This is a genomic window from Staphylococcus simiae (assembly GCF_017357005.1).
Taxonomy (GTDB): Bacteria; Bacillota; Bacilli; order Staphylococcales; family Staphylococcaceae; genus Staphylococcus; species Staphylococcus simiae_A.
This window is the reverse complement of record NZ_CP071589.1, coordinates 120,702-136,151: the sequence shown is the minus strand read 5'-3', so window position 1 is coordinate 136,151 and position 15,450 is coordinate 120,702. Positions and strand designations below refer to the sequence as shown.

The following is a 15,450-nucleotide window of genomic DNA, read 5'->3' as shown; positions in this document are numbered from 1 at the left end:
TCATATACTATTTTAATAAATATGAAAGGTAAGTATTCAAAATGCCTAAATTACATATTTATTGCTGGTTTTTATTAGTAAACTTTTAAAGTAATTACATTTTAACAAATAACTAGTATAAAACCATTACAATTGCTAAAAATTAATATAATTTTAATAAATCACTCGCTATTTTAATTCCTACCAAATTAATAATGAAAGCACTTTAAATCCACTATCAAAATGAATGATGTTTAATTTTTAAGTTTCAAGCGTATACTTTGGTACATCATTATGCCACCTATACCGAGCATAATAAACATATAAACACCCATTTGAATCGATGTCAGTAATACACCTAAAAGAATACCTAATCTTGCTAACAACTCTGCTAAATTAATACTTAACGTACTCATTGCAACATATGGTCCTCTTTGTTTTTCTGGAATCATTTTAAACCGTTGTTCCTCAACAATAGGCGAATAAATAATTTCTCCTATTGTGGCTATTACAACAAAAATAATTAATAACGTAAATTGATTTAAAAAGGTAATACTAACATAACCAATAGTATAAAAGGCGATACCAATAGCAAAAATTTGTTTTAAATTTAATGACATAACAACTTTTGAAACAGTATAAGTCATAAGAATCACTACAACAGTATTCGTTAGCATAATTAGCGCATACATTTTGATACCAGTAATATCAATTGCCCCTAATGTTACAGTAGTAAATTCTTGTTTTAAGCGTATCGCAATGTATGATGATGTTGAAAATTCAGCCATAATAAATATACTACACCCTATAATTAATAACATATATAACCTATCTTTTAAGACAACATGATATGTAGCAAATATATCTTTTAATTGAAAAGCAGATGATTGATTTGGTTGAACTTCCTTGTCATTACGATATGTTTGTTGTTCATTAGGTAACCAGCGAAACAATGCTAGAAAGACTGCTAAAAAGACAATCGCTGCGATTAAAAATAACAGTCCACGATGATAACCATAAGCTATCCCTCCGATTAAAGCACCTATCGCTGTAGCAACATTACTTAACCAATACTCAATTTTATAAATATAATGTTCAACGTCTGGTGTTATTGCATCCATAATTAAAGCATCCATCGTTGGAAATTGCAGACCCCACACGATACTAAACAAGGCATATGCCATACAAAAAATGATAATGTGTCATGTACCATTACCTGAACAAAGTGACATTATGACTAAGGATACAGATAACACAAATTGATAAATTAAGACTAGCTTCTTTTTAGAACTCAAATTCATTATGTATCCTGATATTAATGACATGGGTAAGTTTATAGCAATTAAAATAGTTAAAAATATACCCGAAAAAGTTTGATTAACCATATCAGTTAGGTACAAAGCAATATAAGGTAAAAACGCTATAGCTATAATCGTTTGAAAAAAATCACTAATTAAACGAACTTTCAGTGTAACACTAAGTTGCTTCACATTAACCAACCCCTTTAATAAAAAACTATCTCAACCCCTATTTGTATTTATATAATAATTATAAGTATGTAAAAAGTAAATAAATTAGTAAAAAATGGTAACTTCTATGTTATGTCAATAGAAGTTACCATTTTGGTCTAAATAAAACTTGTTTTATTTAATATATTCTCTTTTCAATCACTATTATTGTTGCTCTTCTTCTTCTTCATCTTCTTTACGACGTTTAAAGAATAAGAACAATGCACCTAAACCTGCTAATAATGAACCAAATAAAGTTCCATTATTAACTCCAGAATCTCCTGTTTCAGGTAATTCACTTTGTTGTTTATTTGCTTTACTGTTTTCTTTTTTATGATCTGTCTTCACTGACTCATTGTAAATACGTTCTTGTCTACTATATTTATGGTTATTCTGAGTTGGAGTTATATTACTATCACTTGTGTTCTGTTGTTGTGATGGTTCTGGGTTGATGTGATTGTCATTACTTGGTTTATCATTTTTCGGCGTACTTGGTGGTACAACTGTTCCTGGTTGTGATGGCTGAGTCGGTTGATTTGGTTTGGTTGGATGACTAGGATCTGTTGGTTTCACTGGATCCGTTGGGTCTGTTGGATCTGTTGGGTGATCCGGATCAACCGGTTTACTATCATCAATCACTATTGTATCAGCTGCTGGAGAATCGTTACCTGACTTATCAGTTGCAATTGCATCAATATGATCTCCTCCATTTAAATGTACGTTAGAAGGAACATCAATTGTGTAATTGCCATCAGCATCTGTAGTACCAGTCGCTGTTGTGCCATCTGGGAATGTTATTGTCACTGTTGAATTTGGTTCAGCTTTACCAGTTATTGTTGTATCACCTTTATGAACCGGATTAATAGTCGGTGCATCTGGTGCTGTTGTATCCACCACTGTAATCGTGAATTTCGTCGTTGTTGTATTTCCTTCAGCGTCTATTGTTGTCACGGTTACTGGGTATGTGCCTACTGTTGTTGGGCTACCACTGATTGTATTTGTCTCAGGATCAAACGTTACACCTGCTGGTAAGCCACTTACACTATTTGTTACTGGTTGACCACTGTTGTCTTGACCATCAATAATAATGTTGTCAATCGGTGTGTTCACTTCTTTTGTTTGATCATCAATAGCTTTCACCGTTGGTGCTGTCGTATCCACGACTGTAATCGTGAATTGTGTCGTTGTTGAGTTTCCTTCGGCATCTGTTGTCGTTACCGTCACTGGATATTTGCCTACTGTCGTTGGACTTCCACTAATTGTGTTTGTCTCAGGATTAAACGTTACACCTGCTGGTAAGCCACTTACACTGTTTTTGACCGGTTGACCACTGTTATCACTACTATCAATAACGATGTTATCGATTGGTGTATTAACCTCTTTCGTTTGATCATCAATCGCTTTTACCGTTGGTGCTGTTGTATCCACCACTGTAATCGTGAATTTCGTCGTTGTTGTATTTCCTTCGGCATCTGTTGTCGTTACCGTCACTGGATATTTGCCTACTGCCGTTGGACTTCCACTAATTGTGTTTGTCTCAGGATTAAACGTTACACCTGCTGGTAAGCCACTTACACTGTTTTTGACCGGTTGACCACTGTTATCACTACTATCAATAACGATGTTATCGATTGGTGTATTAACCTCTTTCGTTTGATCATCAATCGCTTTTACCGTTGGTGCTGTTGTATCCACCACTGTGATGGTGAATTGCGTTGTTGTTGAGTTTCCTTCGGCGTCTGTTGTTGTCACCGTTACTGGGTAAGTACCTACTGTTGTTGGACTACCACTGATTGTGTTTGTCTCAGGATCAAACGTTACGCCTGCTGGTAAACCACTCACACTATTCGTTACCGGTTGGCCACTATTGTCTTGACCATCAATGACGATGTTGTCAATCGGCGTATTCACTTCTTTTGTTTGATCATCAATATCTTTCACCGTTGGTGCTGTTGTATCTACTACTGTAATCGTGAATTTCGTCGTTGTCGTATTTCCTTCGGCATCTGTTGTTGTCACGGTTACTGGGTAAGTTCCTACAGTCGTTGGGCTGCCACTGATTGTGTTTGTCTCAGGATCAAACGTTACGCCTGTTGGTAAACCACTCACACTGTTTTTAACAGGCTGACCACTATTGTCACTACCATCAATAATGATGTTATCGATTGATGTATTAACTTCTTTCGTTTGGTCATCAATAGCTTTGACCGTTGGTGCTGTTGTATCTACCACAGTAATCGTGAATTGCGTTGTTGTTGTGTTACCTTCCGCATCTGTTGTCGTTACCGTTACTGGATAAGTGCCTACTGTTGTTGGACTACCACTAATTGTGTTTGTCGCTTCATCGAACGTTACGCCTGCTGGTAAACCACTCACACTATTTTTGACTGGTTGACCACTGTTATCACTACCGTCAATGACGATGTTATCAATTGGTGTGTTCACTTCTTTTGTTTGGTCATCAATGTCTTTCACCGTTGGTGCTGTTGTATCTACCACGGTAATCGTGAATTTCGTCGTTGTTGTATTTCCTTCGGCATCTGTTGTTGTCACAGTTACTGGATAAGTGCCCACAGTCGTTGGGCTACCACTGATTGTATTTGTATTTTCATCAAATGTTACACCTGCTGGTAAACCACTTACACTATTCGTTACCGGTTGGCCACTATTGTCTTGACCATCGATTGTTATTGAGTCAATTGGTGTGTTCACTTCTTTTGTTTGATCATCAATATCTTTCACCGTTGGTGCTGTTGTATCTACTACTGTAATCGTGAATTGTGTTGTTGTTGAGTTTCCTTCGGCATCTGTTGTCGTTACTGTCACTGGGTAAGTACCGACAGTCGTTGGACTTCCACTGATTGTATTTGTATCTGGATCAAACGTTACACCGTTAGGCAAGCCACTTACACTATTTTTGACTGGTTGACCACTGTTGTCTTGACCGTCAATAACGATGTTATCGATTGGCGTATTCACTTCTTTTGTTTGATCATCGATGTCTTTCACCGTCGGTGCTGTTGTATCCACGACTGTAATCGTGAATTGCGTCGTTGTTGTGTTGCCTTCAGCGTCTGTTGTCGTTACGGTCACTGGATACGTACCTACAGTCGTTGGGCTACCACTGATTGTATTTGTATTTTCATCAAACGTTACGCCTGCTGGTAAACCACTCACACTATTTGTCACTGGTTGATTACTGTTATCTTGGCTATCGATTGTTATTGAATCAATCGGTGTATTAACCTCTTTTGTTTGATCATCAATAGCTTTGACCGTCGGTGCTGTTGTATCTACCACTGTAATCGTGAATTGCGTCGTTGTCGTATTTCCTTCAGCGTCTGTTGTCGTCACGGTTACTGGGTATGTGCCTACAGTCGTTGGACTTCCACTAATTGTATTTGTCTCAGGATTAAATGTTACACCTTCCGGTAAGCCACTTACACTGTTTTTGACTGCTTGACCACTGTTGTCACTACCATCAATAACGATGTTATCAATCGGTGTGTTCACTTCTTTTGTTTGATCGTTAATATCTTTTACCGTCGGTGCTGTTGTATCTACCACTGTAATCGTGAATTGCGTTGTTGTTGAGTTTCCTTCGGCGTCTGTTGTCGTCACGGTTACTGGGTAAGTACCCACTGTTGTTGGGCTGCCACTAATTGTGTTTGTCTCAGGATTAAATGTTACTCCTGCCGGTAAGCCACTTACACTGTTTTTAACTGGCTGACCACTGTTATCACTACTATCAATAACGATGTTATCGATTGGTGTGTTCACTTCTTTCGTTTGATCATCAATCGCTTTTACTGTTGGTGCCGTTGTATCTACCACTGTAATCGTGAATTGCGTTGTTGTTGTATTTCCTTCGTTATCCGTTGTCGTCACGGTTACTGGATACGTACCCACTGTTGTTGGACTGCCACTAATTGTGTTTGTCTCAGGATCAAACGTTACACCGTTAGGCAAGCCACTTACGCTATTTGTCACTGGTTGACCACTGTTATCTTGGCTATCGATTGTTATTGAATCAATCGGTGTATTAACCTCTTTTGTTTGATCATCGATGTCTTTTACTGTTGGTGCTGTTGTATCCACCACTGTAATGGTAAATTGCGTTGTTGTTGAGTTACCTTCAGCGTCTGTTGTCGTTACCGTTACTGGGTACGTACCTACAGTCGTTGGGCTACCACTGATTGTATTTGTATTTTCATCAAATGTTACACCTGCTGGTAAACCACTGACGCTGTTTTTAACAGGCTGACCACTATTGTCTTGACCATCAATTGTTATTGAATCAATCGGTGTGTTGACCTCTTTCGTTTGATCGTCAATATCTTTCACTGTTGGTGCTGTCGTATCTACCACGGTAATCGTGAATTGTGTTGTTGTTGAGTTACCTTCAGCGTCTGTTGTTGTCACCGTTACTGGGTAAGTACCTACTGTCGTCGGGCTACCACTGATTGTGTTTGTCTCAGGATTAAACGTTACGCCTGCTGGTAAACCACTCACACTATTTTTGACTGGTTGACCACTATTATCTTGACCATCAATGACGATGTTATCGATTGGTGTGTTCACTTCTTTTGTTTGATCATCAATAGCTTTCACCGTTGGTGCTGTTGTATCTACCACGGTAATCGTGAATTTCGTCGTTGTTGTGTTACCTTCGGCATCTGTTGTTGTCACAGTTACTGGATAAGTGCCCACAGTCGTTGGGCTACCACTGATTGTATTTGTATTTTCATCAAATGTTACACCTGCTGGTAAACCACTGACACTATTTTTAACTGCTTGACCACTATTGTCGCTTCCATCAATAACGATATTATCAATTGGTGTATTAACCTCTTTCGTTTGGTCATCAATGTCTTTCACCGTCGGTGCTGTCGTATCTACCACTGTAATTGTGAATTTCGTTGTTGTTGTGTTTCCTTCAGCATCTGTTGTCGTTACCGTTACTGGGTATGTGCCTACTGTTGTTGGGCTGCCACTGATTGTGTTCGTTGTTTCATCAAACGTTACACCTGCTGGTAAACCACTGACGCTGTTTTTAACAGGCTGACCACTATTGTCTTGACCATCAATTGTTATTGAGTCAATTGGTGTATTAACTTCTTTCGTTTGATCATCAATCGCTTTCACTGTTGGTGCTGTTGTGTCCACCACTGTGATTGTGAATTGCGTCGTTGTTGAATTACCTTCGGCATCTGTTGTTGTCACGGTTACTGGGTACGTACCTACAGTCGTTGGACTGCCACTAATTGTGTTCGTCGCTTCATCAAACGTTACACCTGTTGGTAAGCCACTTACACTGTTCGTTAGAGTATGTCCAACACCATCATCTGCCTCGATTTTAATTTCATCTATTGGTGTGTTAACCTCTTTTGTTTGATCATCGATTCCCTTAACTATTGGTGCAGTCGTATCTGTCACGACTGTATTCGCTGGAGATGATTCATTGCCTGCTTCATCTGTTGACGTTACTGGTAATGTCTCGCCACCTTTTAAATCAACATTTGTTGGGATATCGATAACATAATTGCCATCTTCATCTGCTGTACCCGTTGCTGTTGTGCCATCTGGGAACGTCACGGTTACTGTTGAATTTGGTTCAGCTTTACCCGTAATTGTCTTATCTTCACTTGTCACCGGATTCACCGTTGGTACAGTCGGCGCTGTTGTATCTGTAACTACTGTGCTTGCTGGATCCGATACATTACCTGCTTCATCTGTTGATGTTACTGGTAATGTTTCCCCACCTTTTAAGTCAACATTTGTTGGGATATCGATAACATAATTGCCATCTTCATCTGCTGTACCCGTTGCTGTTGTGCCATCTGGGAACGTCACGGTTACTGTTGAATTTGGTTCGGCTTTACCCGTAATTGTCTTATCTTCACTGGTTACCGGATTTACCGTTGGTGCTGTTGGTGCTGTCGTATCTGTTACCACTGTATTCGCTGGTTGTGATTCATTGCCTGCTTCATCTGTTGATGTTACTGGTAATGTCTCGCCACCTTTTAAGTCAACATTTGTTGGAATATCTACGACATAGTTACCATCTTCATCCGTTGTTCCTGTCGCTGTTGTGCCATCTGGGAACGTCACGGTTACTGTTGAATTTGGTTCGGCTTTACCCGTAATTGTCTTATCTTCACTGGTTACCGGATTCACCGTTGGTGCTGTTGGTGCTGTCGTATCTGTCACGACTGTATTCGCTGGAGATGATTCATTGCCTGCTTCATCTGTTGACGTTACTGGTAATGTTTCCCCACCTTTTAAGTCAACATTTGTTGGAATATCGATAACATAATTGCCATCTTCATCTGCTGTACCCGTTGCTGTTGTGCCATCTGGGAACGTCACGGTTACTGTTGAATTTGGTTCTGCTTTACCCGTAATTGTCTTATCTTCACTTGTCACCGGGTTCACTGTTGGTGCTGTTGGTGCAGTCGTATCTGTCACCACTGTATTCGCTGGAGATGATTCATTGCCTGCTTCATCTGTTGATGTTACTGGTAATGTCTCCCCACCTTTTAAATCAACATTTGTTGGGATATCTACGACATAGTTACCATCTTCATCCGTTGTTCCTGTCGCTGTTGTGCCATCTGGGAACGTCACAATTACTGTTGAGTTTGGCTCGGCTTTTCCGGTAATTGTCTTATCTTCACTGGTTACCGGATTTACCGTTGGTGCAGTTGGTGCTGTCGTATCTGTCACCACTGTATTTGCTGGAGATGATTCATTACCTGCTTCATCTGTTGATGTTACTGGTAATGTCTCCCCACCTTTTAAATCAACATTTATTGGGATATCTACGACATAGTTTCCATCTTCATCTGCTGTTCCTGTCGCTGTTGTGCCATCTGGGAACGTCACAGTTATAGTAGCAAATGGTTCCGATTTACCAGTAATCGTTGTATCTTCACTCGTCACTGGGTTTACAGTCGGAGCATCTGGTGCTGTTTTATCTAATACTGTCGTACCAGCATCAACAGATTTATTACCTGCCGCATCTGTTGCTATAGCACTTAACTCTTCATCACCTTTTAAATCTATTGTATTAGGGATGCTTACTGTATAGTTTCCGTTCTGATCAGTAGTACCAGTCGCAGTAGTACCGTCTGGGAATGTTATTGTCACAGTTGAGTTAGGTTCGGCTTTTCCGGTAATCGTCTTATCTTCACTTGTTACAGTATTGATTGTTGGTTCTGCTGGTGGTGTTACATCTACAACTGTTGTATTCGCACTTGTAGAAGTGTTACCTGCTTTATCTGTCGCTGTTACAGTAAGATTTTCTCCGCCTTTTAAATCAATATTAGTTGGCACAGCCACTCTATAACTGCCATCAGTTGTTGTAATAGCTTGAACCGTTGTGCCATTTGGGAATGTCACTGTTACTGTTGAATTTGGTTCAGCTTTACCCGTAATTGTTGTATCTTCACTCGTCACTCTATTCACTGTCGGTTGGCTTGGAGCAGTGGTGTCAACAACTGTTGTATTAGATTCTACAGATTTATTGCCAGCTGCATCTGTTGCCGTAGCTTTAATCACTTCACCACCAGTTAAATCAAGTGAACTTGGAATATTAACTGTATAGTTACCTGAACTGTCAGCAGCAGTCACTTGTGTCGTGCCATCTGGGAATGTCACAGCCACTGTTGAATTTGGCTCAGCAGTACCTTTAACTGTTGTATCTTCACTTGTTACTCTGTTAATTACAGGTGCATCAGGGGCCGTTGCGTCAGTAACTGTTACTGTTGGTGAAACAGCACTTGTTTTACCATTTTTAGTAGCAGTTGATGTTAATTGCGTACCTGCTGTTAATGGCTTAGTTAATGTCAATGTTCCAGTAGTACTATTAGCACCTAGCGTCACTGTACCTATAACATTATTATTACTATCTTTAACTGTAATTGTTGATCCCGCTGTACCACGTACACCAATGGTTGTGTCATTATCATCGACTGGGTCGATTATTGGTGCAGGAACAATAGTATTATCGATGATATTAAATGTGCTCGTTTCATCATTTTGATAGTTAGCATCATCAATCGCTATAGTATATTGACCTGCTGCTGATTTAGGAATAGTCACTGTAAATGTACCATCACTATTAACAGCAGATGTACCTATCACTTGACCTGCTGGATTAATCACTTTAGCTGTTTGACTACCAGCATTCGGTTGCAATGGTACTGAACCACTTACTTTAGTATCATTAATCGTGATATCAGCAACTTGTGGCGTACCTACTAATGGTGACGTTAAATATTTTTTAACTTCGTCTCCATCATTTTTACCATCGCTATCTGTATCCTTATTGTTAGGATCAGTTAATGATACTTCTCTTTCATAACTATCTAACAAACCATCTTGGTCATAATCTTGTAATCCTAATGACGTTGTTCCTAATGTATTATTAATTAATTTACCTGCGTTATCAGTTAAATAGCCTGCAAATGTAAAATCTTCAAGACGGTCAGTAGTTGAAGTGATTAAATTACCATTACTATCATATTGTGCATCTTTAGTTAAAATATTGTTAGCGCTTTGATTTAATTTAATAACAACTCGAATACCGATTGGTTCAGGTAAACCGTTATTAAATTCGATTAAATTATTTAAGTCGCTTGCTGTAATCGTGCCTTTACCGTTAGCATCAATTTTTAAATCAGCAACTTTATTAGATGCGTTATACGTTTTATCAAATCCAGATAAACCATTATAGTCATATCTATCTAATTCAACGCTTTCAATAAATGGAATTAAATCTTTATCAATTTGATAATTGTAACTCCATTGTTTATTTTGTCCACCACCATAGCCAAATGTACCACTTTTAACAATTTGTTGGTCAACAATAATAGCACCATTTGTCCCAACTGTAGTATCTAGTACAGCGGTACCACTACTCGCTCTGAATGCATCTGAATTTGCTGTTGATTTATTATTATTTAAAGCTGCTAAGTCACTGTCTGTAGTTGTAAGGAAATAGCCACCACTTTCTGATGTACGGATAATAGTATTATTATTTGAATCTCTAACATATACTTGATAATTCAATTTATTGTTAGATAAATTACCAGCTTCATTTAAAATATTACCTACTGTATCATCTAATTCAATACGACCATTCGTTGCTGAATATGTTTTTAAAATTTCAGCGCCACCAAATAAACCACCACTCGCACGAATGTAGTTAACTTCCCAAATATTAGATGGATTGCCACTATCATCTGTTAATCTTACAAATTCAACTGGCGTACTGCGTGCTGGTGGATTGACAGTAATTTTCGTCACATGCTTAGCTATTTTCTCATCTAACTTCAAATCAATTTTATATCTTTGGCCAGAATTTGAACCTGACATATAAGCATGTATGTCAAATGGAATATAGTTCTTAGCTTTTGCTGCATCACTATCTAAAGTTCCCGGTGCAAAAACAAGTGAAGCAAAGGTATAGTTATCTGAATAGCCTAATGATTTTTGAACATTTTCTGAGCTATCTTCTGAGCTATCTTCTGCTGCAGCATACATTACTGGCATTGTCATAGCTCGCATAAACGTTCTTACTCTTGGTGCTGTAGCTAATGTCTCCGTACTTTGTTGTTTATTTGCTAATTCAATTAACGCTGCTTGTAATACTGCTTGGTTAATTTCTTCATCAGAGGCTTTATTAAAATCAACATCTGTATTGTTTAAAATGTCTTTGGCTTCTGATTCAGAAACATGCTCTTTTAAAAATGCATTGACAGCTGTTGCTTTATCTTTAGATTTCGCTAATTTTTTAGCTAGTTCTGTATTGTTTGTTAATGTTGTATCATGTTTTGATGCAACTTTTTTAGTAGTTTTATTACTTTGTTGTTTAGTAGCTTTATTATCCACCTTAGTTTTTGTAGTTTGTGCTACTTTTTTATCAGATTTAGCTTTAGCTGTATTGCTATTTTGCTTAGACTTAACTACTTTTTTATCTTTGGTTGAAGCATTTTTATCTGCAGTCACATCTGATTTGTTAGCGTTTTCATCAACTTCAGTAGTTTCCTTATCTTTCGCTTTTGAAGCTTTATGTTGCGCATTTACTTTAGTTGTATCTTGGGATGCTTGTTTATCATTCGTTGTTGTAGTCTTATTCGTTGCTGAATCTTTATCATTTTGTGTTGTCTTGTGAGTTGGTGTTGTATCTTGAGTGGTATTATTATCTGTTGTGTTATCAATTGTGCCTTGATTTATACTTGAGGATTGTTGTTTGGAAGTTTTATCCGAAGAAGTTGTATCTTGTTCAGCTGATCCGGTACTTTCTTTATCATCAGTATTTGTCGTAGTCATTTCATTTGAAGTACTTGCTGAGTTTGATTCTACAGTTGTAGTAGCTTCTGTTGAAGTTGTTGTTGCTTTATCATTGTTATTTGTAATTGAACTATCAGTTAGCTCAGTTATATCTACTGGCTCGCTCTTATCTTTGTTACTATCCTTATTTTGAGCAGAACTGTTATCTAATTCATCTGCTTTGGCTACGTTTTCAACGCCAAATACTAATGTAGCACCTATTAATAATGATGCAGTACCTACAGTAAATTTTCTTATCGCGTATTTATTTAATCTATTCGGTAAAAATCCTTGTTTATTCTTCATTCATGAATCACCCCATATATTTTGCAAAATTTTAAAATTGTATATACATATAATACATAATTAATTATACTTTTACAAATATAGCAAAACCATATATTTCAGAATTTAAAATTGTTATAAGTTTTGAATTTATTTGTCTTAATTGCAATTATTTATCTATTTTTAAAATTTTAATTGGTGATTTTATCAAATATTTTAATTATCAATATGTTTTGTCTCTAATTCCAATTAAAGAATACTTTTAAAAATTCATGTGTATTATCAATTTAATTTAAAATTGCACATTCGATACATTTCTCTAACCTTGCCATCCATTCACTAAACATCTTTAGAAAAATTCATTGTTGCAAAATGTTAAGTTGTGTTTGGTCTTACAAGTAGATAAATGTTTTTCATTTTTTATTTGTATTGATTGCTATCAACAATAATGTCATAGTCAAAAAGCATACTATGTATAATATGATACAATTGGCAATAACTCTCTAGGTAACAAAAAAACTGAGACGGCCGTCTCAGTTTTAATTAAATGCTCTACATGTTTTATTTAGCTGTATAACTTTTACTTGTAATTCTACCGCTACCAACGATAATATCTTTTTCTTGGAATGCTTCATGATTAAAGAAACGACTTAGAATATCTTTGACACCATCTTCGATACGTTGTTGTGCTTCTAATGTCATTCCTGAATAGTGTACTGTCATACCATTTCTTGGCATTGTTCTCCAAGGATGATCAGCTGGTGCTGGTTGTGGATACCACACGTCGCCTGCATAACCTTGTAAGTGGTTAGATTCTAAGGCTTCAACTAACGCTTCGCGATTGACAATTTTACCACGTGCAGTGTTAACGAGATAACTACGATTTTTCATACGACTTAATACGTCTTTATTGAATAAATTGTCCGTTTCTGGTGTTAATGGTGCATGAATGGTAATAGCATCACTTGTTGAAATCAATTCATCGAATGATACAAATTTTGACAGTTCGTGATCTTTTTGATTGATTGGATCATAATGTTGTAATGTCACATTAAATGGTTTTAATCTTTCAGCAACTAATTGTCCGATACGACCAAAGCCGAATATACCAATTGTTTTATGTTGTAATTCATGTGCATTGTTACCAACTTTTGATAAATTCCATTCACCTTCCACAGATTGACGATGACCTTCTTCATAATTTCTTAATAAAATGAGTAAGTCCATAACTGCATGTTCAGCTACACTAACTGTATTACTACCTGTTACTTCTACGACACCGACGTTGTGTTCACTTGCTGCTTGTAAATCAACATGGTCAGAACCTACACCAGCTGTAATCGCTAATTTAAGGTTTGGTGCTTTTTCAATTCGTTCTCTTGTCATATAAGCAGGATAAAATGGCGCACTAATTACAATGTCCATATCTGCTAAATGTTTATCTAAATCTGACTCATTGTCAGTTAATATAATTAATTCGTGTCCTAATTGTTCTAAAAATGGTTTCAAACCTAATGCTTTTTTAGTATTTAGTAATTGATTGTCTTGTCCTTCTACTGCTTCTGGAAATAACGCTACGATTTTCATATACATCTCTCCTAGTAATTTAATTTAATACTACCTTTAGTATTTGATACGTGCGACTGCAAGGTTAAAACACAAACAAAAAACTCGGCACAGTTTGACATACCACCCCCTTGAATTATGAACAAATTCAAAGCGAAGATAGCAAACAGCACCGAGTACTTTACACCAGCATCACTTATATACTGATTTAATTATTCTATTGATTTATCGAAAACAAATACTGAAATAACCTCATCATCAGCTAAATCAATATCTGTAAATAATTTTACAAATTTGGCACCTACAAGTTGTTCTATGTCATGAACATCTATTTCTTTATACATCTGTTTTATCTTTTCAGTGCGAGTATAATGTAACATCGACTCATTTCTCTCGTCGTTTAAATAGAATGTTTCTACCTTACTTAAGACGCCTGTCATATGAGCAATTGCCCAATTATCTTTAAAAGATACTTTAATACTATTAGGTCCTTTACCAATAAATTGCTTGCGGTAAGTACGTACAAGATTCGAGAATTGTTGTTCTTTAGAATGCTTTTCTATAGTATTCACCTTCTTCAAAGTCTTAAGAAGTTCATTAATTATTCACATTTTTATTATACTCTTAGTTTATTTGTTTTCAAATAAAACACTTTTTATTTTTAAATTTAAATTACAAAATAAAAGGTTCTAAAACAATATATGTCCTAGAACCTTTCAAACATTAATTATGTACTACTTGTAGCAATTTCTTGTTGTAATTTTCCTAAATGTCTTAAAGTCGGCGTCAATGCTGCAAAGAAGAAACCTTCTTTTAATTTGCGTGCTTGAGGTGCGCGTGGTGAATAAGCTCTTGCTCCCCCATTAACCATAGAAGCTTGATTAACGTCTAATAATAAGTAACCCGCTTCTTTCTTTAAATGAATTAACTCACTGAACTGTTCATCTAATCGCCCATTGTTAATCACTGTATAAAATGAATCCTTAAGTTGTCGATATTTTTCTTCATAAAAATCAATATCATATTCTAAGTATTGATTAATACCATTCTGAGCATGCGCGAATTGATGTATCAAATCAAGAGAGCTACGAATTGAACCTAATGCTATCGGTATTTGCAATGCAATAAACTGTGGACGAATAACACCAGCAAATGCTTTAGCGTCTTTCGTTACAATTTGATCCTCTGGGATAGTGACATTATCTAATTTAATTTGATAGGTAGCTGAACCATTAACACCTAAGAAGTTAGATTTTTCAACTAATGTGATATGTTCTTGATTCGCACGTACAATAAACATCACTAGCTCATCTCCATCTTTAGCTTTTGATATCGCACCAAAATAATGCTCTTGTTGAATATTGCTCACTGCTGGCATGACACCACTAACGACAAGTTGGCCATTGTCATAATGATGTTCTAAGTTGAATTGTTCTAAATCATTAAATGATTTCATAGGATTTGATAAACCCGTTGCACCTAAAATTTCTCCGGATAATAACTGTTGTTGTAAGCTATTAAATAATGCTGTTTGTGGTGCATATTGTAAATAAGTGGAAAATGCTAGCTGACACCATAAGCAAAACCCTGTCGTTAAACACGTTTCAGATACTTGTTCTATGACTTCAGCATTACCCACTATATCTTGTTCTTTAAAATAACCTTGTGCAAATAATTGTTGTATAAATGGTTGAGCATAATATGTTCCCTCATCAATATCAATAACGTGGGGTGTAAGGTGTTCTGTAATCAATGTATTTAAAGTCATTATAATCGC

The 15,450-nt window shown here is 36.6% G+C and carries 4 protein-coding genes and 1 pseudogene; all 5 read right to left on the bottom strand.

Annotation, left to right across the window (positions count from 1 at the left end):
* Window positions 1-233: 233 nt before the first annotated feature.
* Window positions 234-1,469 (bottom strand): annotated as a pseudogene (locus J3R86_RS00540) (MFS transporter).
* A 183-nt stretch (window positions 1,470-1,652) separates the two neighbouring features.
* A complete protein-coding gene (locus tag J3R86_RS00535; RefSeq protein WP_207517604.1) occupies window positions 1,653-12,128 on the bottom strand; it encodes a putative Ig domain-containing protein in 10,476 nt (3,491 codons plus the stop codon).
* A gap of 540 nt (window positions 12,129-12,668) precedes the next feature.
* On the bottom strand, window positions 12,669-13,694 hold the full coding sequence (locus J3R86_RS00530; RefSeq protein WP_207517603.1) for an NAD-dependent formate dehydrogenase: 1,026 nt from the start codon (window positions 13,692-13,694) through the stop codon (window positions 12,669-12,671).
* Window positions 13,695-13,885: 191 nt separating this feature from the next.
* On the bottom strand, window positions 13,886-14,245 hold the full coding sequence (locus J3R86_RS00525) for a Na-translocating system protein MpsC family protein (protein ID WP_207518486.1): 360 nt from the start codon (window positions 14,243-14,245) through the stop codon (window positions 13,886-13,888).
* Between the two features lie 155 nt (window positions 14,246-14,400).
* Window positions 14,401-15,444, bottom strand: coding sequence for an acyl-CoA dehydrogenase family protein (locus J3R86_RS00520; RefSeq protein WP_242685754.1), 1,044 nt, complete (start codon window positions 15,442-15,444; stop codon window positions 14,401-14,403).
* Window positions 15,445-15,450: the final 6 nt, after the last annotated feature.